This window comes from Arthrobacter sp. QXT-31 (genome assembly GCF_001969265.1).
Classification (GTDB): domain Bacteria; phylum Actinomycetota; class Actinomycetes; order Actinomycetales; family Micrococcaceae; genus Arthrobacter.
The window spans coordinates 2,658,946-2,678,083 of sequence record NZ_CP019304.1 but is presented as its reverse complement, the minus strand read 5'-3'; the positions used below and the strand labels follow the sequence as shown (position 1 = coordinate 2,678,083).

At 67.5% G+C, this 19,138-nt stretch carries 19 protein-coding genes; 10 read left to right on the top strand and 9 right to left on the bottom strand.

The window, feature by feature from the left end; all coding sequences use genetic code 11:
• Window positions 1-40: 40 nt before the first annotated feature.
• Complete coding sequence (locus BWQ92_RS12050) at window positions 41-1,420, top strand: MFS transporter (RefSeq protein ID WP_076799789.1); 1,380 nt, start codon at window positions 41-43, stop codon at window positions 1,418-1,420.
• Between the two features lie 93 nt (window positions 1,421-1,513).
• On the opposite strand, the gene BWQ92_RS12045 is transcribed toward BWQ92_RS12050, so the two are convergent.
• The 7 genes from BWQ92_RS12045 to BWQ92_RS12015 all read right to left on the bottom strand — a co-directional run bounded on the left by BWQ92_RS12045 (window position 1,514) and on the right by BWQ92_RS12015 (window position 10,465).
• The gene (locus tag BWQ92_RS12045; RefSeq protein WP_076799788.1) at window positions 1,514-3,862 is read right to left on the bottom strand and encodes a SulP family inorganic anion transporter; all 2,349 of its coding nucleotides are present in this window, start codon (window positions 3,860-3,862) and stop codon (window positions 1,514-1,516) included.
• Between the two features lie 349 nt (window positions 3,863-4,211).
• The gene (locus tag BWQ92_RS12040; RefSeq protein ID WP_076799786.1) at window positions 4,212-5,072 is read right to left on the bottom strand and encodes a phosphogluconate dehydrogenase C-terminal domain-containing protein; all 861 of its coding nucleotides are present in this window, start codon (window positions 5,070-5,072) and stop codon (window positions 4,212-4,214) included.
• 1 nt (window position 5,073) lies between these two features.
• A complete protein-coding gene (locus BWQ92_RS12035; RefSeq protein ID WP_076799784.1) occupies window positions 5,074-5,892 on the bottom strand; it encodes a sugar phosphate isomerase/epimerase family protein in 819 nt (272 codons plus the stop codon).
• Window positions 5,889-6,734, bottom strand: coding sequence for a triose-phosphate isomerase family protein (locus tag BWQ92_RS12030; protein WP_076799782.1), 846 nt, complete (start codon window positions 6,732-6,734; stop codon window positions 5,889-5,891). Before BWQ92_RS12030 ends, BWQ92_RS12035 begins: the two co-directional genes overlap by 4 nt.
• Window positions 6,718-7,188 carry a ribose-5-phosphate isomerase gene (locus BWQ92_RS12025; protein ID WP_076799781.1) on the bottom strand — a complete coding sequence of 157 codons (471 nt, stop codon included), beginning with the start codon at window positions 7,186-7,188 and terminating at the stop codon, window positions 6,718-6,720. Before BWQ92_RS12025 ends, BWQ92_RS12030 begins: the two co-directional genes overlap by 17 nt.
• Window positions 7,185-8,957 (bottom strand): dihydroxyacetone kinase family protein, encoded by a 1,773-nt coding sequence (locus BWQ92_RS12020; RefSeq protein ID WP_076799779.1) that lies wholly within the window; start codon window positions 8,955-8,957, stop codon window positions 7,185-7,187. The genes BWQ92_RS12025 and BWQ92_RS12020 overlap by 4 nt, the downstream gene beginning before the upstream one ends.
• Window positions 8,958-9,100: 143 nt before the next feature.
• Entirely contained in the window at window positions 9,101-10,465 is a 1,365-nt protein-coding gene (locus BWQ92_RS12015) for an MFS transporter (protein ID WP_076799777.1), read from the bottom strand.
• A 213-nt stretch (window positions 10,466-10,678) separates the two neighbouring features.
• Between BWQ92_RS12015 and BWQ92_RS12010 the strand changes: the two genes are divergently transcribed.
• From BWQ92_RS12010 to BWQ92_RS12000, 4 genes are all read left to right on the top strand, one after another.
• The gene (locus tag BWQ92_RS12010; RefSeq protein WP_076799776.1) at window positions 10,679-11,422 is read left to right on the top strand and encodes a FadR/GntR family transcriptional regulator; all 744 of its coding nucleotides are present in this window, start codon (window positions 10,679-10,681) and stop codon (window positions 11,420-11,422) included.
• Between the two features lie 131 nt (window positions 11,423-11,553).
• Window positions 11,554-11,706, top strand: coding sequence for a hypothetical protein (locus BWQ92_RS23540; RefSeq protein ID WP_157365143.1), 153 nt, complete (start codon window positions 11,554-11,556; stop codon window positions 11,704-11,706).
• A 136-nt stretch (window positions 11,707-11,842) separates the two neighbouring features.
• Complete coding sequence (locus BWQ92_RS12005; RefSeq protein WP_076799774.1) at window positions 11,843-12,205, top strand: cupin domain-containing protein; 363 nt, start codon at window positions 11,843-11,845, stop codon at window positions 12,203-12,205.
• 121 nt (window positions 12,206-12,326) lie between these two features.
• Window positions 12,327-13,184: a prephenate dehydratase gene (locus BWQ92_RS12000; protein WP_076799772.1), complete on the top strand. Its 858-nt coding sequence runs from the start codon at window positions 12,327-12,329 to the stop codon at window positions 13,182-13,184.
• Here BWQ92_RS12000 and BWQ92_RS11995 read toward each other — a convergent pair.
• A complete protein-coding gene (locus tag BWQ92_RS11995) occupies window positions 13,181-14,341 on the bottom strand; it encodes a benzoate/H(+) symporter BenE family transporter (protein WP_172411583.1) in 1,161 nt (386 codons plus the stop codon). The genes BWQ92_RS12000 and BWQ92_RS11995 overlap by 4 nt on opposite strands.
• A 191-nt stretch (window positions 14,342-14,532) precedes the next feature.
• Between BWQ92_RS11995 and BWQ92_RS11990 the strand changes: the two genes are divergently transcribed.
• From BWQ92_RS11990 to BWQ92_RS11970, 5 genes are all read left to right on the top strand, one after another.
• Window positions 14,533-15,384 carry a Rieske (2Fe-2S) protein gene (locus tag BWQ92_RS11990; RefSeq protein WP_076799769.1) on the top strand — a complete coding sequence of 284 codons (852 nt, stop codon included), beginning with the start codon at window positions 14,533-14,535 and terminating at the stop codon, window positions 15,382-15,384.
• 128 nt (window positions 15,385-15,512) lie between these two features.
• Window positions 15,513-15,851: a YybH family protein gene (locus tag BWQ92_RS11985; RefSeq protein ID WP_157365142.1), complete on the top strand. Its 339-nt coding sequence runs from the start codon at window positions 15,513-15,515 to the stop codon at window positions 15,849-15,851.
• A gap of 113 nt (window positions 15,852-15,964) precedes the next feature.
• A complete protein-coding gene (locus BWQ92_RS11980) occupies window positions 15,965-16,393 on the top strand; it encodes a YciI family protein (protein WP_076799765.1) in 429 nt (142 codons plus the stop codon).
• A gap of 46 nt (window positions 16,394-16,439) precedes the next feature.
• Window positions 16,440-17,696 carry an RNA polymerase sigma factor gene (locus BWQ92_RS11975; RefSeq protein ID WP_236782935.1) on the top strand — a complete coding sequence of 419 codons (1,257 nt, stop codon included), beginning with the start codon at window positions 16,440-16,442 and terminating at the stop codon, window positions 17,694-17,696.
• A 103-nt stretch (window positions 17,697-17,799) separates the two neighbouring features.
• Window positions 17,800-18,381, top strand: coding sequence for an adenylate kinase (locus tag BWQ92_RS11970; protein WP_076799763.1), 582 nt, complete (start codon window positions 17,800-17,802; stop codon window positions 18,379-18,381).
• Between the two features lie 55 nt (window positions 18,382-18,436).
• Here the strand turns inward: BWQ92_RS11970 and BWQ92_RS11965 are convergent, their stop codons facing one another.
• On the bottom strand, window positions 18,437-19,105 hold the full coding sequence (locus BWQ92_RS11965) for a response regulator (protein WP_076799761.1): 669 nt from the start codon (window positions 19,103-19,105) through the stop codon (window positions 18,437-18,439).
• Window positions 19,106-19,138 lie beyond the last annotated feature (33 nt).

Genomic DNA, 19,138 nt, shown 5'->3' with positions numbered 1-19,138 from the left:
GCGGCCCCTCCATTCCCCTTTACCTTCGAAAGATAGATCCATGACGCTCTCTGCATCCAAGACAGGCAACGCAAACCGTGTGCCTTGGCGCGTGTCAATTGCCAGCTTCGCCGGCACCACCATCGAGTGGTACGACTACTACATCTTCGGCCTCCTGGCAGCCACCGGCGTCTTCAGCCGGCTTTACTTCCCCGAACAGGACCCCGCCACCGGGCTTCTGCTCGCGTTCCTCACCTACGCGGTCGGGTTCGTGGCACGGCCTTTCGGCGGCATGTTCGCCGGACATTACGGGGACAAGATCGGCCGCAAGCCGATGCTGGTGCTCTCGCTGCTGCTGATGGGCTTCGCGACCCTGGCCATGGGCCTGCTCCCCGCCTACGCACAGATCGGTGTCTGGGCCCCCATCCTGCTGACCGTCCTGCGTCTGATGCAGGGCTTCGGCGCCGGTGCCGAATGGGCAGGCGCAGCAATCATCTCCACTGAACACGCTCCGGAAGGCCGCCGCGGATTCTTCGGCAGCTTCACCCAGATGGGCGTCCCGGCGGGCATGCTGCTCGCCAACGCTTCAGTCCTCGCCGTCAAGGGCAGCGTTCCGGCTGACGTCTTCGACGCCTGGGCCTGGCGTATTCCGTTCCTGCTGAGCGTGCTTCTGATCGTTGTGGGCCTGGTGGTGCGGGCGAAGCTCGAGGACTCCGAGGATTTCAAGGACCTGATTGCGAAGAAGCAGACCGCCCACAACCCGCTGGGCGAGGCGCTGAAGAAGGAGACCAAGGGCGTTTGGCTGGTGGTCGGCATGCGCCTGGCCGAAAACTCCGCCTTCTACCTGTACACCACCTTCTCCGTCGTCTACATCATGCGGACCTTCGGCCCGGAACGTGCCAACCAGGGCTCCATGTCGGTTCTGATCGCTTCCGCCATCGGCGTGATCGCCGTGCCGCTCTGGGCCGCCCTGTCCGACCGGATCGGCCGGAAGCCGCTGTACCTGTTCGGCTCGATCGGCGGGCTGCTGTTCTTCCCGCTGTACTTCGTCATGACGGACACCGGAAGCGCCCTGCTGGCAACCCTGGCCATCATCATCGGCCTCGCGGTCTTCCACAACTCGATGTACGGCCCGCAGGCAGCCTTCTTCGCTGAGCTCTTCTCCACCAAGCTGCGCTACAGCGGCGCTTCCATGGGCTACCAGTTCGGCTCGGTCCTGGCCGGCGGCATCGCCCCGCTGGTGGCCGTGGCCCTGCTCAACGCAGGCAACGGCGAACCCGGCTGGGTAATCCTGTACTTCAGCGTCATCGGCGTGATCACCGTTGTCTCGGCCATCCTGGCACCGGAAACGGTGAAGCGGGTACGGGGCCGCCTCGAAGCGGCGGAGCGGATGGATTCCGTTGCCGCGGAGGACGCAGCTGACAAGGCCGGCGTCCGCTAGAGGATTCCGGCACCCACAAGTTGAAAAAACCGGCGGCATTGGCAGTGTATGCACTGCCAATGCCGCCGGTGGTTTCCCGGCAGGAACCAGCGGTCAGGCGGGCGCCAGCTCCCCGGCGTGCGGCAAAGGATCAAGGTGGCTGATGCCGGTGGGCGTGACCTGCAGGACCCTTGCCGTGGCGATGTCATAAAACAGGCCCGTCACGTGGAGGTCACCCCTCCGGACGGCGTCCTGCAGAGTGCCGTGCTGCTGCAGCCGTTCCAGCTGCACAGCCACGTTGACCATGGCCAGCTGGTCCACCGCGCCGAATCCGGCCTGCTCCGCTGCCACCTGGACGGGGTGGCCTGTGAGGAACGACTGCAGGCTTGGCCGGCCGTGGTCCAGCCAGGACTCCACGGGGCAACGTTCCTCCTGCCCTTCCGGGCTGCGGTCCCCCGGTTTCTGGTCTGGGGCGGGTCCGGCGAGCAGGGCCGTCATGGCGCCGCAGCCGGAATGGCCGCAGATAACCACGTTTTTGACCGAGAGCTCATTGACGGCGAATTTCAGGGATGCTTCCACCGACGGTTCAAGCCGGTCACTTCCCACCACGTTGCCCACGTTCCGGACCGTGAAGAGATCCCCGGGGCCGCTGCTGGTGATCAGGTTGGGCACCAGACGGGAGTCTGCGCAGGTGAGGAAAAGGGTGTCCGGGTCCTGGAACGTGGACAGCTCCTGGACGTGCGGGCGGAGCAGGTGGGCATGCCGGCGGTGGTAGCTGTCCACGCCGCTGAGCACCGACCGCACGGGCGCCGGGACGCCCTCCGCTACGTCCGCCCCGGCTGCCTCTGTACCGAGCGGCAAGCCATCCCGCTGCCAGCTCCGCCACGGCGCGAACCCGCCGCGCAGCGCCGACCGCGACGAGCCACGCGCAGGAGTTCCCGCCAAGGCCGCGTGGAGCGTGGCAGTGCCGGTTTCCTCGATGTCGACGCTGCCTCCGTTGTTCACGTGCCGCACGCGCCACGCCTCCAGGGTGTCGTGGACGGGGTGGTCGAGGTAGTCGACGTCGGGCTCCACCGTGACATGGGCGGCCGGCGGCACCGCAGCCAGCACCCTGCTCAGGCGCGGAAGCGAAAGGAACGTGCAGGAACCGTCGATGACCACCCGCCAGCGGCCTTCGGCTGCTCCGCCGAGGGGCTCCGCGTGGATGCTGGCGCGGACCACGCGCCACAGGACCAGCAGCACGGCCAACGCCAGCCCGATCAGCACCCCGGCCAGAAGGTTCACGAACACCACCGTGAGCAGCGTGGCGGCGTAGACGGCCAGGTCACCCGTGACCCGTGCCGTCTGGAAGTCGGCAACCTTCACGAGCCGGATGCCGATCATGATAAGCAGCCCGGCAAGCACGGCGTCGGGCACCAGCTGGATGACTCCCGCCAGCAGCAGGGAAAAGACGAGGACCCAGATGCCGTGGAGGATGGCGGACTTGCGGGTCCGGGCTCCGGCCTCGACGTTGGTGGCACTGCGCACGATCACGCCGGTGACGGGAAGGCCGCCCAGCATGCCTGAGGTCACGTTGGCGGCGCCCTGGCCGAAAAGCTCACGGTTGAAGTCCGTCCGGTCCCCGTGGTGCATCTTGTCCACGGCGACCGCGGACAGCAGCGACTCCACGCTCGCCACCAGGGCGATGGTGACCACGCCCACCGCGATGGCGGTCCACTCCCCCTGCGGCAGGTGCGGAAGGGAGAGTGCGTCCAGCAGCGAACCATCAAAGGTGATCCGGTCGACGTCGGAATTGAACGGCAGCGACAGCAGTGTCGCGGCAACCACGGCGACCAGCGGCCCGGGAACCCGGCGGACGGCGGCGGGCATGTACTTCCACCCGACGAGCAGGGCGATCACCACCGCCCCGAGGAACGCGGCCTGCGGATCCAGGACGGCGAGCGTGTCCGGCAGCGCCAGGATGTTGTGCAGTGCGGCCTCGCCTGCTTCGGCGCCGAGCATGACGTGCAGCTGCTGCAGGACGATGATGATGCCGATCCCGGCAAGCATCGCATGCACCACCACCGGAGCGATGGCGAGGGCAACCCGCCCCACCTTGGCCATTCCAAGCAGTACCTGGAGGACACCGGCAGCCACGGTGATGGCGCAGGTGACGGGCCAGCCGAACTGCTCAATGAGGCCGGCGACGATGACCGTCAGTCCGGCGGCCGGCCCGCTGACCTGCAGCGGTGCACCGCCCAGGCTGCCTGCCACGATGCCGCCGACCGCGGCCGCGATCAGCCCGGCCATGACCGGCGCGCCCGACGCAGCCGCGATGCCGAGTGACAGCGGAACGGCCACGAGGAACACCACGAGGGAGGCCGGCAGGTCCCACCGGAGGCCCGCTGTCAGGCGGCCCAGGACCGGTATCCGGCTCCTGCCGGGGTGGATGGAATCTGGATCCGTGGCGGCTCGCGAGGGCATATCAGTCCTTAGCTCGTTCGAAGGGTCCTGATCCACGCTATTAACGGCGGAGTGCGGGCCGCAAGGGTACCGCCCGTGAGAAGAAACACGAGGTCAGGCGGGACATAAAGCGAAAAGTAGGCGACTAATCCATTCGTTTGCATAAATGCCGCGCCGCCCCGACAGGGAGGGTTTGCCGTGGCGCCAGGGCTTTCTGCATAGGGAGGAAAATGGACTGCCATTCAAGTCACACGGGTCCTCCGGCACCAACCGGTACGGAGTGCCCAGGAAAACTTTTGGTTAACGCAGCAGTGGACCCATCCCCGGGGGATGGGTCCACTGCTGTTTGGCCGGTACCGGCAGGCGGTGTTTAGCGCTTGACGGCGTCGAGCTTGAGCATCTTGGCGATGACGCTGTCGAGTTCGGAGTCGTCGAAGATCTTCTTCCAGTCGTCCTTGATGATGGTGTCCTTGCCGTACTGGATGGCGATTTCGCAGGCCTCGGAGAACGGGTTGGAGCCGCGCAGCGCGTTGGTGAGGGCGATCTGCACGTGGCCGAACAGCATGGCCTTGGCAGCTTCCTCGGGCACGCCGGCGGTGTGGACGGTCTCGTGCAGTGCTTCGTTGAGCAGGGTGCCGATCATGCAGGCCACGGTCTCCACGAGGGTGGGCTCGAGGATGGCCAGCTGCTTCACGGTGACCCAGTGGACGTCGATGACGGGGGCGTAGATGGTGCGGATGGTGGCCTCGGCGGCAGCCTTCGTGGCCTCCGTGGCGTCCTCGTCGATCGCGGCGACGACGTTCTGCGGGGCGCCGGCGCCGCCGAAGGTGTCGGCCCATTCTTCCTTGGTGGTGCGCTCCAGGAACACGGACGGGTGGCAGGGGTGGGCCACGGCCTGGACGACGTCCTCGCGCTGGGCGAGCAGGCCGGCGTAGGCGGCGGCCGGGTCCAGGGTGAGCAGGATGGCGCCGGACTTCATCTGCGGGACGACGCCCTCGGACACGACGCCCAGGACGGTGTCCGGAACGGCGAGGATCACGACGTCGGCGCCCTTGACAGCGTCGTCGGTGGCGGTGATTTCACGGCCTTCGGCGCGGACGCGCTCCTGGCCGGCGGGTGAGTTCTCGGAGTAGAACACGGTGTGGCTGGACTTCTGGAGGTTGCGGGAAACGCGCATCCCCATCTTGCCTCCGGCTCCGATGACGGCGACGGTCAACTGTTCTGCAGACATTTCATTTGCTCCTTAGGAAATCGAGGCTTTGCTGGGTCCACTGGTTTTCGAGGCGGATGGTTTCGTCCTCGGAGTCCTGCCATGGCAGCCAGTGTTCGACGATCTGGTTGATGTTTCTTTCTTTGGGCTGAAGCTTCCGGACCATGTAGTCGTAGTCCAGGAGTCCTTCCCCGAGCGGCGCGCCGGAGTACGTGAACCCGACCCACCCCTCTTTGCGGCTGAACGCAAAGTCTTTGATGTGCATGTTCAGCACGTGGGGTGCGACGGCGTCGATCACCTCACGCGGCATCTCCAGGGCGGCCACGGTGTTGGCCGGGTCGCTGCAGATTCCCAGGTACAGGCTTCCGACGCGGTCCACGACCTCCAGGATGCGGGAGGTTGGGACCTGCTCATAGGTTTCGATGGCGATCCTCACCCCGGCCGCCTTGAACTCGGGCAGGACCTGGGTGAAGATCTCCACGGCCTCGTCCGCAGTCGGGGTGTGCCCGGGGGTGTTGAACATGGTCCGCAGCAGGGGTGCGCCCAGGATCCTGGCGATGTGCAGGAACTTCCGCAGGTGCTCGGGCCGGATGCCCTTGGTGCCCAGCTCCAGGCTGATTCCGAGCGAGTCGGCGGTGGCCTTTACGGCCTGCAGTTCCTCGTCGGTCATGGTTTCCAGCGGGGCGTAGTCGCAGATCTGGAACAGGTCCACACCCAGTTCCGCGGTCCGCTCCAGCGCCTCGTGGATGCTCAGTGGACGGGAGACCCGGTCCGAGAGCTGCCAGAAGAACGCGTAGCTGCTGAGCCCGATTTTTGAGCCCTGCCCGGTTGTGGCGTTCATGCCCGGCCCCCTGCAGGTTCCAGGAGCCCGAGGCGTGCCGCGGTTTCGTCCAGGATGTCCTTCACGGCTGCCGGGTTGTGGGCGAAGCGGCCCAGGAACAGTCCGGTGACGGCGGGGCCGAGCTGGCTGATCAGGCCGGGGCCGGCGCTGCCGCCGTAGATGACCCTGCTGTCCGCCTGGCCTTCGCGGCTGCGCAGGTGGGCGTCGAGTCCGGTGATGACTTCGCTGATGTACTCCGGGGAGGCGGGCTCGGGGGCGCCGATGGCCCACTGCGGTTCGTATGCCACGATGGTCCGGCCGGCGCGGGCGAGGCTTTCAGCCCGGTTCAGGACGCCGTCGATTTCGCGGATGCAGTGCTTGATGGCGTCTGCCGCGGTACCGCGGCCGGGTTCGCCCACGCACAGCACCGGGGTGAGGCCGTTGCGGTAGGCCGCAGCGGTCTTGAGCCCGATCACGTCGTCGTCCTCGCCGAAGATGCGGCGCCGTTCGGCGTGGCCCACCTCGGCGTACCGGCCGCCGGTTTCGGCGACCATCTTGCCGCTGACCTCGCCGGTGAAGGCGCCCTCGTCCTCCCAGAAGATGTCCTGGGCGCCCGCGGCTGCCCCGGCGGCGGAGAGGATCCGCGCGCACTCGGGCAGGACCGGGTGGGCCGGCAGGGCGAACAGTTCAATGTCCCCACTGCGCACGGCCGGGTGGGCCGAGGCTATCCGGGCCACGTCCCGGCACCAGTCCAGGGTGCGTTCGTAGCCGAAGTACATCTTCAGGCTCACGCCGATGATGGCACTGGGCCCCTTGGCGTGCGGCCGGGATGAACCGGTGGCGGGGTTAGCAGGAAGTGACACCTTCGTAGTCCTTAATCAGGGTGACCTTCCCGGCCGAGGCGGAGGTTTCGTCGAAGGTGTAGGTGAGCCATTCCTTGGCCAGGCGACGGGCGAGTTCCAGGCCCACGACGCGCTGGCCGAAGGTGAGGACCTGGGCGTTGTTGGACAGGATGGAACGCTCGACGGAGAAGGAGTCGTGGGCGGTGACGGCGCGGACGCCGGGGACCTTGTTTGCCGCGATCGCCACACCGAGGCCGGTGCCGCAGACCAGCAGGGCACGGTCTGCCTTGCCGGCGGCGATGAGTTCGGCGGCGGCGATGGCCACGGACGGGTAGGGGGTGTGGCTGGTGGCGTCCACGCCGACGTCCTGCACGGACTCGACCAGTTCGGACGCCTCCAGGTCCGCCTTCAGGGCTTCCTTGTACTCGAATCCGGCGTCGTCGGAACCGATGACCAGGCGCAGTTTGGCGCTCATGCGTTCTCCTTCGTGGTGGTTGCTGCGGCTTTCGCCTCGGCGAGGGTGTTGTGGATGGCGCGGACGATCAGTGCCATGGAAACGGCGCCGGCGTCCGGGGTGCCCAGGCTCTTCTCGGCGTGCGGGCGTGCCCGGCCCATCAGGGGCAGCAGGTTGGCGGTTTCCTCCGCGGCCTGCTGGGCGGCGGAGGCTGCCGTTCCCCAGGCGTCGGTGAGCGAATGCCCAGTGCCGACGGCGGCGGACAGGGCGTCGCGGAACGGAACCAGCACGTCCACGAGGGTCTTGTCGCCCACTTTGGCCTTGCCAAAGCCCATGATGGAGGCGGCGGCTTCCGCCACCCCGGCGGCGACAGCGCCGGCGTCGGGCGTGGTGCTGTTGCCGATCGCGTCCCCGACCGCGCGCAGGGCCATGCCCCACAGGGCACCGGAGGTGCCGCCGGCCCGGTCGGCCCAGGCATCGGCGGCCAGGTGCAGGGTGGTGGCGGCGCCGGCACCGCGTTCGACGGCGTCCGTTGCGGCTTCGACGGCTGCGCGGACACCGCGCTCCATGCCGATGCCGTGGTCGCCGTCGCCGGCGATCGCATCGATGCGGCCCAGTTCCTCGACGTTCGCGTCGATGACGTCCTTGGCGGCGCCGAGGGCGGCCAGGACCCGCACGGCAGCGGCGCGGGACTCGTCCGTGGCGTCCGGGATCACCGTGGTCTCGGTGTCGGTGGCGGCGAGTTCGTCGGCGCTCAGAGCCTGTGCGGTGACAGCGCCGCGGCGGAAGGCCGGCGCGTCGCACGGGGCGTTCCAGAGTTCTTCGAGTTCGGCGTCGAGCCAGAACAGGGTCAGCGAGGTGCCGGCCATGTCGAAGCTGGTCACCAGCTCGCCGACCTGCGGGTCCACCGCTTCCACGCCGGCCTCGGCCAGGAGCTGGGCGACGCGGCGGTAGACGACGAACAGTTCCTCGTACTTCACCGAGCCCAGGCCGTTCAGGATCGGCACCACCCGCGCACGTTTGTTGGTGTCGCCAGGCGACGCAAGGCCTTCTGGGACCTCGGTGAGGAGCTTGCCCACAAGCAGTTCGGCGAGCTCATCCGCCGTCGGAATGCCTGTTTCATCGATGCCCGGTTCGCCGTGGATGCCCATGCCCACGGCCATCCGTCCCTCCGGGACGGTGAACAGCGGCTTCTCCGCACCCGGAAGAGTGCAGCCGGAGAACGCGACACCGAAGGACCGGGTTCGGTCATTGGCGCGTCCGGCGATCTCCACGACGGCGTCCAGCGAATGCCCTGCCTCCGCGGCGGCCGCAGCGACCTTGAAGACCGTCAGGTCGCCGGCGATACCCCGGCGCTTGTGCCGCTCGGCCAGCGGGGCGGAGGAAACATCGTCGGTCACGGCGATGCTGCGGCAGTCAATTCCCTCGGCGCGGAGCTTGTCCTGGGCCTGCGTGAAGTGCAGCACGTCACCGGCGTAATTGCCGTAACCCAGCAGCACCCCGGCACCGTTGTTCGCGGCCTTGGCCACGTTGTAAACCTGCTGCGCCGACGGGGACGCGAAGAGATTGCCCATCGCCGCGCCGTGCGCCAGACCCTGGCCCACCAGACCCGCGAACGCCGGGTAATGGCCGGAACCGCCGCCGATCACCAAGGCCACCGTGTCCCGGGTGCTCCTCGTGCTGCGGGCCACGCCGCCGGAAACACGCCGCACCCACCGGCCATGCGAGGCAACAAAGCCCTCGATCATCTCATCAGCAAACGCTGCAGGTTCATTGAACAGGCGGGTCATGCGGTTTCTCCTGAGGTGGCTCTTGGCTGGTGGTTGGGCGTGGGAAATCTGTTTGGCGCTGTTGGTGTGGTTGCGCCCTCCGTGGCGGAGGGCGCAACCGGCTTGGGGTGCCGCTGGTTTTTTTGCTTACGGCGCTGTGCTGGTTACGGCTCGGAGTGGTGTCCGGCGCCCGCGGGATCCAGCGCCTCTGCCGCAACTCCCTGGCTGACCTTGCCGGAGCGGCTCAGGGCCACCATGAGGATGCAGGAGAGGAGCATGAAACCGCCGACGACAAACATCGGAACCGTGTAGCTGCCGGTCCAGTCCTTGAGCCAGCCCGTGATGTAGCCGGCGCTGAAGCCTGCCAGGTTGCCCACGGTGTTGATCAGGGCGATGCCTGCAGCAGCGGCCGCTCCGGTGAGGAACTGGGTGGGCACGGTCCAGAAGTTGGGCAGTGCCGCGAAGATGGACATGGCCGTGATGGTGATGACGGCGATGGTGGCCGCCGGGGAGCCGGCGAACAGCGCCAGCGGGATGCTGAGGCCGCCGACCAGGGCGGGAACAGCGATGTGCCAGGTCTTCACACCCCGCTTCGTGGCGTCCTTGGACCAGAAGTACAGGGCAGCGGCTGCCGGCAGGTAAGGGATCGCCGTGATGAGGCCCTTCTGCAGGACATCGAACTTGGCGCCGTAGATGGTCTCGAAGCCGGCGATGATGGTGGGCAGGAAGAAGCCGAGGGCGTACAGGCCGTAGATGAAGCCGAAGTAGATGGCGGACAGGACCCAGACGCGGCCGTTGCCGAAGACGGTGCGGACGCTGACGTGCTTGTTGCTGGCGACGGTTTCCTTCTTTTCCTTCTCCAGGGCGCCGGTCAGCCACGTCTTTTCTTCAGCCGTGAGCCACTTGGCCTTGGCCGGGGAATCAGCCAGGTAGAACCAGGCGATAATGCCGACGATGATCGCGGGGAGCGCGACGCCGAAGAACATGACCCGCCAGCCGGCGAGGCCGAAGAGGCCGTGCTGCTGGATGAGGAGGCCGGCCAGCGGAGCACCGATGACGGTGGTCAGCGGCTGTGCCAGGTAGAAGAGGGCAAGGATCTTGCTGCGGTGCCGGGCCGGAACCCAAAGGCTCAGGAAGAGGATGGCGCCGGGGAAGAAGCCGGCCTCGGCGACACCGAGGATGAAGCGCAGGATGTAGAGCTGCTCAACGTTGCCGACCCAGGTGAACAGGAGCGAGACGATGCCCCAGCTGACCATGATGCGGGCCAGCCAGCGCCGGGCGCCGAACTTGTGCAGGGCCAGGTTGCTGGGGACCTCGAGCAGGATGTAACCGATGAAGAAAACGCCGGAAGCGAAGCCGAACTGCGCCGCGGAGAGGGCGAGGTCCGTGTTCATGCCGTTGGGGCCGGCAAAGGAGATGGCCGTGCGGTCAAGGTAGTTGATGAAGAACATCAAGGCGACGAACGGAACGAGCCGGATCGCCACTTTCCTGATTGCAGATCGTTCGACCACCGATTGTGTGGTGTCCACATTGACTCCTAGATATTGGTATCCCCGGCCGCACCCTGCTCTGGAGGCGTGGGGGTTGTCTTAATGCCCTCCGCCGGAAGGAGACCGGCATTGGCTAAGCGTGTGAGATCAACCATACGGCTCCAACGGCAAATTGGTCAACCGGTTGACGGATTTATCTGCTCTTACCGCTTTCCCCCCGAGAATTGGTCAGCCGGTTGCTACGCTTTGAAGATGTCCGAAAACACCACAGCCGCTACGGCCAAGATCAGCGCCGCCCTTGGCCCCATGGAACAGGGATCGGTGGTGTCCGAGGTCGCCGAGCGCCTGCTGGCCTACTTCACCAGCGGCGATATCGCAGCCGGCACCAGACTTCCCGCCGAGCGGACGCTTGCCGCCTCCCTCGGCGTGGGCCGGTCGGCAGTGCGCGAAGCATTGGCGGCCCTGGAGATTTTGGGCATCGTCATTGTGCGGCCGGGATCAGGAACGTATCTGCGGGACGGCGTCTCGGAACTGCTGCCCCGCACCCTGAGCTGGGGCCTGATGCTGGGCGCCCCGCGCACCCGCGAACTGGTGGAGCTCCGGAGCGGGCTCGAGGTGCAGGCCGCGCAGCTGGCCGCTGAACGCATCGACGACGCGGCACTGGACCGCATGCGCGCCAACCTTCAGACCATGGAGGACAACCTCGAGGACCTGGCCGCCTTTGTGGAGGCCGACGCCGCGTTCCACCGCGAGATCGCCGTAGGCTCCGGCAACGACGTGCTCCGGGAGCTGCTGCAAAGCATCCGCTCGCTGCTTCGCATCTGGGTTGACCGGGCCCTGACCGACGAAGGCCACGCCGCCGCCGCACTGAAGGAACACCGCGAAATTTTCACGGCGCTCGAAGCCCACGACCCCGCCGCAGTCACCGCGACCATGCGCTCGCACATGCAGACTGCATCGCGCCGCCTGCTTGCCGGGTTCGACGCCGCCCAGTAAGGGGCCACTGGCAACGGGCACGCGCTGGCGGGTGGCCCTGTCTGGGGTACCCGCCGTCAGCAAACCCGGAGGCCGGAACGCCAGCATGATGCGCTGCACGGAAGGCGTCGCAGCGCGCATTGGAGTGCGCCGTGCGGGAGCCAAAGGACGGGGCCGGGCAACCAGCGAAGGGTACGCTGACGACGGACAGCTACCTCGAGGCTGTCCGCCAGACAAAGGCAACGGTTACCGCATCCATGGTCAGTGAATTCCGTGAGGACATCGAGCGGCTCGCCCGCACTTAAATCGCCCGCATCCAGAGCGGTGTTTTCGGACCTTGACATGACACTCCGGCGGGCCTACAAAGTGGCGTAGCAGACAGCGGCATCTGCATTCCAAGCCTTCATCCCAGGAGCAGGAAATCCACTACAGGAGGTTAAGATGCCAGGTCTAATCCGCAAGAGTTTCGACTCGCCCGAGGAGACCCGGCCGTTTGAGGACGGCAAAGGCCAGCTCCAGCTGGTGCACATGGAAGGCGGCGGCGTGGGCCGTGCCACGTTCGAGGCAGGCTGGCGCTGGTCACAGCACGTGAAACCCATCGCCAAGACGGACAGCTGCCAGGCTGCCCATCAGGGTTACTTCGTCTCCGGCCGGATGAAGGTGGTCATGGATGACGGCGAGGAGATGGAGTACGGGCCCGGTGACTTCGCCATCATTCCGCCCGGACATGATGCCTGGACCGTAGGCGATGAAGCCTGCGTGGTGATCGACTGGCAGGGGTTCAGCGACTACGCGAAGAGGTAGCAGCTGTTCGCGTAGGGAGGCGCCGTTTGCGTGACGAGGCGCTGTTTGGGCGCGGCGGCGCAGTTTAGGTGAAGCAGCACCGTTTGGATTAGCCGGCGCCGGGCGTGACATCATACGGAACGTGGCCCAGAAAATTGCGTTCCAGGGTGAGCCCGGCGCCAACTCAGACATAGCCTGCAAGCAGATGTTCCCCGCCTTGGAGAGCGTTCCCTGCGCCAGCTTCGAGGACGCCTTCGAGCTGGTGTCCAGCGGCGCGACGGATCTGGCCATGATCCCGATCGAGAACTCCATCGCCGGCCGGGTGGCCGACATCCACCTGCTGCTGCCGCACTCCGGCCTGCAGATCGTGGGAGAGTTCTTCCTGCCCATCCACTTCGACCTGCTGGGCATCCCGGGCAGCACCATCGAGGGCGCCACCGAGGTCCACAGCCACATTCACGCCCTGGGCCAGTGCCGGAAACTGATCCGCGAGGCCGGGCTGAAACCCGTGATCGCCGGCGACACCGCCGGATCGGCCCGCGAGGTGCGGGAGTGGAACGATCCCACCAAGCTGTCCCTCGCACCGCCGCTGGCCGCCGAGCTCTACGGCCTGGAAGTCCTGGCCTCTGCAGTCGAGGACGACCCCTCCAACACCACCCGCTTTGTGGTCCTGGCCCGGGAAACGGAACTCCCCGCCCGGGAAGCACTGCCCGGCCCGGCGGTCACCAGCTTCGTTTTCCGGGTGCGGAACGTTCCCTCCGCCCTCTACAAGGCGCTGGGCGGCTTCGCCACGAACGGCGTGAACATGACCCGGCTTGAAAGCTACATGGTGGGGAACGAGTTCGCGGCGACGATGTTCATGGTCGACGTCGAAGGGCACCCCGAGGATCCGGCGCTCAGCCGTGCCCTCGAGGAACTGGACTTCTTCACCACCGAGGTGTGGATCCTTGGCGTCTACCCGGCCGCCGAACACAGAACACGGCGGGCAGCCGGCAACTAACCCGCAGTTTTGCCTTGCGGTTTGCTCCGGTCCCTGAGCACCTCCCGGACCAGGAGGCCCGCCAGCAATGCCCAGAACGCCGCCCCGATCCCGAGGAAGGTCAGCCCGGACGCGGCCACGAGGAAGGCCACCACGGCGCCCGTCCGCTCCCCCGGCTCTGCGAGAGCCGAGGCCGCAGACCCTGCGAGCGTGCCCAGCAGGGCGAGCCCGGCGACCGCTTCCAGCACCCCGGCAGGAGCCGCAGCCACCAGGGCGGCGAGTCCGGCGGAGAAGGCGCCCAGGAGCAGGTACGCCAGTCCTGAGACGAAGCCCGCCACCCAGCGCCGGCCCCGGTCCGCGCCGGCCTCCTCCCCGGCTGCCAGCGCGGCGCTGAGCGCAGCAAGGTTGATGGCGTGGCCGCCGAACGGCGCGGCAAGCAGCGTTCCTGTGCCCGTGACCAGCATGGATGCCCGCCACGGCGCCTGATACCCGAAGGACCCGAGCACCGCCACGCCGGGCACGTTCTGGGACGCCATGGTCACGATGTACAGCGGCAGCGCGATGCCTGCCACCGCGCCCACCGACCAGGACGGCGCAGTCCATGCCAGGTCCGGCAGCAGACCGCCGGCCGGCACGGCCCGGCCGTCAACAGCCAGCTGCACCACGATGCCGGCGAGCGCCACGGCCAGTGCGCCGGGAACCGCCCAGCGGGGCGCGAACCGTGAAAGCAGCAGCCAGCACAGCAGGACCGGAACCACCAGCAGCGGAGCGGTCTGCAGCGCCTCCACCGGGGCAAGGCACAACGGCAGCAGCACCCCCGCCAGCATGGCTTGTGCCAGGGGTGCCGGGATACTGCTGATGAGTCTGCCCAGGGGGCGGACAAGCCCGGTCACGGCGATCAGGACCCCGGTCACCAGAAAGGCGCCGACGGCGGCCGGCCACCCGCCGTCGGGAACTCCCGCAACGGCCAGCAGGGCGGCCCCCGGGGTTGACCAGGCGAGGGTCACCGGCAGCCGGCTCCGCCAGGCGAGGAGCACCACTCCGGCGCCGACCACCAGACACAGGGCGAGGAGGCCGCTCGACGCCTGCCGGGGGTCGGCCCCCACGGCACGGAGGCCGGAGAGAACCACTGCGAAGGTGGAAGTGAAGCCGACAAGCGCCGTCACGATGCCCGCCATGACCGGCTTCACCAGCCCCTCGGCAACGGAGGCAACGGGGGCGGCGGGGTCGCGGGAAATTCGGGACGGTGGCAGCGGCATGTGCAATTACGTTACCGGAGACTGCCCTGCCGGCACCTTGTCATCGCGTTCACGGCGATGCAGACTTTGGTGCACTACGTGTCCTGACCGCCAGGCCCAAGGAGTCCGCCATGAACCCGCTGCATGCGTTAGTTGATGCCATTGAACACTTTGACCGGCTGGACGGGGTGGCCGCCGCCGTCTCCAAGGCCGTGGGAAAAGCCGTCCAGCCGCGGCCCGTCCGCAACACCCTCAGCGGCACCCTGCTGGGCCACCCGCTGCATCCGGTTCTGACCGACTTCCCGATCGGGGCGTGGTCCATGGCCACGCTCCTCGATGCCGTGGGAGGCCCCGCCTCCGAGCCGGCCGCCGACATCCTGGTGGCCGCGGGAATAGCAACGGCCGTCCCAACAGCTGCAGCCGGCCTCAACGACTGGTCCGACACGCAGGGCAAGTCGCGGCGGGTGGGACTCGTCCATGCGGCCGCCAACGGAGCAGCGCTCTGCCTGTTCTCCTCCTCGGCCGTGGCCCGGGCCTCCGGCAACCGGGCCGCCGGCAGGGCTCTTGGACTGGCCGGCTTCGGAGTCCTGATGTTCGGCGGATTCCTCGGCGGCCACCTGGTTTTCGCCAACACGGTTAACGTCAACAAGACGGCAGGCAGGACGGGGCCCAGGCAGTGGACTCCGGTCCTTGCGGAATCCGAGCTCGCCGACGGCGCCCACCGAAAGGTCGATGCCGGCAAGGTGTCGGTCCTGCTGTACCGCTCCGGGGCCGGGGTCCAGGCCCTGGACAGCGTGTGCAGCCACATGGGCGGCCCGCTCGATGAGGGCACGATCGCCGACGACTGTGTCACCTGCCCCTGGCACGGCAGCACGTTCCGGCTCGACGACGGCCACATAGTCCGCGGGCCGGCAACCACGCCGCAGCCCAGCTACGAGGCCAGGGTGAACGAGGGCCAGATTGAGGTCCGCCGGCGCGGGTAGCAGGCGTCGGCCCGCGGGCTGGCTGTTGCCCTCTGGCGTCCGTACCCCGCTGCTGATAGATTGCCCACCTCAGACGATGGAGTCGTGGGGAGGGCCCCGTGGGAATAACGGATCCGCATGCTTTACACATGGCGTGGGCAGCGCGCTTCAACGCCAGGGACGTTGACGGAATGCTGGAGTTCTTCGAGCCGGATGCCGTGTTTGTTCCCCAGCCGGGCATGCCTACCACCGGCGAAGACAGCGTCAACGCCATGGTGGGATTCCTGCAGGCCGGGTTGCCCATCAGGATGACCACCCGCCATGTCTACGTCATGGGCGACATCGCCCTCGCCATCGCCGAATGGGCCATCAAGGGCACCGCAGCCGATGGCAGCAACGTGGACCTCCACGGCAGGACGGCCGACGTCCTCCGCAAAGGACGCGAAGGATGGAAGTTCGCCATCGACAACCCCTTCGGCACTGCCTGAAAAATTCCGGCCCTGAAAAAAAATTCCTGACCACCTGTCGATTTCCGCACGCCCCGTTCGACGGGATAGTAGACGGACGCACACGGCGTCCACGTCAAGGCAAGGAGAGAACCATGAAGTACATGTTCATCATGCGCGCCACGGACGAGGCCATCGAGGCGTCGAAGCAGGTTCCGTTCGAGGAGATCCTCAACCAGATGGGCGCCTACAACGAACAGCTCATCAAGGCCGGCGTCATGCTCGCCGGCGAGGGCCTGACCGACCTGTCCGAGGGCTCGGCCTTCGTGGTCGACTTCTCCGAGGAACCGCCCGTGGTGACGGACGGCCCCTACGGGGAAACGCATGAGCTGTTCAACGGCTTCTGGATTGTCCAGGTGGCTTCCAAGGAGGAGGCGAAGGAATGGGCCAGCCGCTGCCCGCTGGGTCCCGGATCGAAGCTTGAGGTCCGCCGGATCGCTGAGGCCGACGACTTTGCCGACTTCGCGGACAACGAGTACATCAAGAAGGAAGCCGTGTGGCGCCAGGAGCTGAACCAGCCCTGAGCCGCTGGCCGGCTAAGTGAACGGGCAGGGAGTGAGCGGGCAGGCGGTGAGCGAAGCTGTGGGGAACCCTGATGCCGGCGCCGGGGTCCGGCGCCGGCTCGATGCCCTCTGGCGGATCGAGGGTGCACACATCGTCGGTGCCCTCGCCCGTGCCACCCGGGATGTTGGTTTGGCCGAGGACCTGGCGCAGGAAGCCCTGGCTGAGGCCCTGGTCCAGTGGCCGGCATCCGGGACACCTGACAACCCTGCCGCCTGGCTCACCGCCGTCGCCAAACGCAAAGCCATCGATGCATGGCGGCGTTCCGAACGGCTTGAGGAACGCTACCGGGCCATGGCCCGGGACCTGGAAGACGACGACGGCGTGACCTGGGTTCCGCTGGAGGACGACGTTCTCCGGCTCGTGTTCACCGCTTGCCACCCGGTCCTCTCCCGGGAGGCGCAGATGGCCCTGACACTGCGGGTGGTGGGCGGCCTCACCACGGAGGAGATCGCACGGCTGTTCCTGGTGCCTGTCGCCACGGTGCAGCAGCGGATTGTGCGGGCCAAGAAAACGCTCGCCGCGGCCCGGGTGCCCTTTGAGGTTCCCGAGCCCAACGAGTGGGGTGCGCGGCTGGGAGCGGTCCTCGGCGTCGTCTATCTGATGTTCACGGAAGGATATGCCGCAACCGCGGGAGACGCGTGGATCCGGCCGGACCTGGCGCAGGAGGCCTTGCGGATCGGCCGCATCCTGGCGGGCTTGGTCCCCCGCGAGCCCGAGGCCCACGGCCTGGTGGCCCTGATGGAGTTCCAGGCCTCCCGCTTCCCCGCCCGCACCACCCCCGACGGGTCTCCGGTCCTGCTGGCGGACCAGGACCGGACGCGGTGGGACCGGGCGCAGATCGGCCGCGGCCGTGCCGCCCTGCGACGCTGCGACGCGCTGGGGCGGGGCCGTGGAAACTACGCGCTGCAGGCCGCGATCGCCGAATGCCACTCGACGGCACCCAGCGTCGACGACACCGACTGGCAGCGCATCGTCCTGCTCTATGAAGCACTGGGCAGGATCGCGCCCAGCCCCGTGGTGGAACTGAACAGGGCCGTGGCCGTATCCATGGCCACCGGACCGGCGGCTGCGCTGGTGATCGTTGACGGACTCGCCTCCGGAGGGGCGCTGCGCGGAACGCACCTGCTGCCCAGTGTCCGCGGCGAACTGCTGGTCCGGCTCGGCCGGACCGAGGAGGCACGTTCCGAATTCGCTGCGGCGGCCGGGCTGGCCCGGAACCGGCGCACCCGGGAGCTGCTGGAGGAACGCGCCGCCGGCATTTGAACCGGACAGCCGGGACCGCGGCCAGCACCCACCCATTGCAGGGGGCAGGGACGGACGGAAGAATGGGCGCAAGCGTGCTCTCCCGGCAGATCGGAACATCGGCATGACCCGCATCCTGCTCATCGGCCCGCCCGGATCCGGCAAGGGCACCCAGGCTCACCGGCTCAGCGGACAGCTTCACATCCCCGAGATCTCCACCGGGGACATGTTCCGCAGCCACCTGGCCAACGGCTCGCCCCTGGGCCGGGAAATCAAGCGATTCCTCGACGCCGGCAACCTCGTCCCGGACAATCTCACCACCGCCATGCTGCGTGAGCGGCTGCAGGAACGGGACGCAAGGAACGGCTTCCTCCTGGACGGCTACCCGCGCACTGTGAGCCAGATGGATGACCTTGACGGAATCCTGGACGCCGCCGGAAACAGGCTCGATGCGGTGGTCGAAATCGCCGCCGGCGACGACGAGATCGTCCGCCGGCTGCTGCTCCGCTCCGAGGCCGAGGGGCGCAGCGATGACACCGAGAACGTCATCCGGCACCGGCTGGAGCTGTACCGGCAGGAGACCGAGCCCGTCATCGAACGCTACGGCAGGCGCGCCCTGCTGGTGCGCATTGACGGCACTGCCGACATCGATGCGGTCACCGTCAGTGCGCTGCAGGGGATTGAAGAACTCAGGGCGCGGCCCTGACGGGTGCAGCTAAAAACCGTGCAGCTAAAGAGCGGGCCGCTAAAGAGCGGGTCGTTCACCCCGCCTTCCACACATACCTTCGCTCGGGGCGTCCGACGCCGTACTTGAGTGTCACGTCCACCAGCCCCTCATCGTTGAGGTACTCCAGATAGCGCCGGGCACTGACGCGCGACGTCCCCACCTGCACGGCCAGCTCGGCGGCGGACACGTCACCGCCGGCGCCGCGCAGCGCCTTCTCCACCACCTGGAGTGTCTCGGCGCTGCACCCCTTCGGCAGCGGACGGTCCGCGCGCTCCAGCCCGAAAACGCGGTTGACGTCCGACTGCTCCGCCACGTCCTTGGACGAAGCCAGGCTCCGGTAGGTATTCCGGTAGTGCTCCAGGCGCTCCTGCAGGTCGGTCTGCGAAAACGGCTTGATGAGGTAGTGCACGATCCCGCCGCGCAGCGCCTTCCGCACCGTCTCCACCTCGCGCGCGGCACTGATCACCAGCACGTCCAGTTCGGGCGCCACCTCACGCAGCTGGTGCATCAGGTCCAGGCCGTTGATGTCGGGCAGGTGGATGTCCAGCAGCACCAGGTCAGGCTGCAGCCGTTTGGTCTCAAGCACAGCCTGCGCACCGGTGTGGGCCACCCCCACCACGGCGAACCCCGGCGTCCGCTGGATAAAGCCGGCGTGGACCTTGGCCACCATGAAGTCGTCGTCGACGATGAGTACGTTGATCAAGTCAGCTCCTCGTTAAGCATCAGTAGCGTTAAG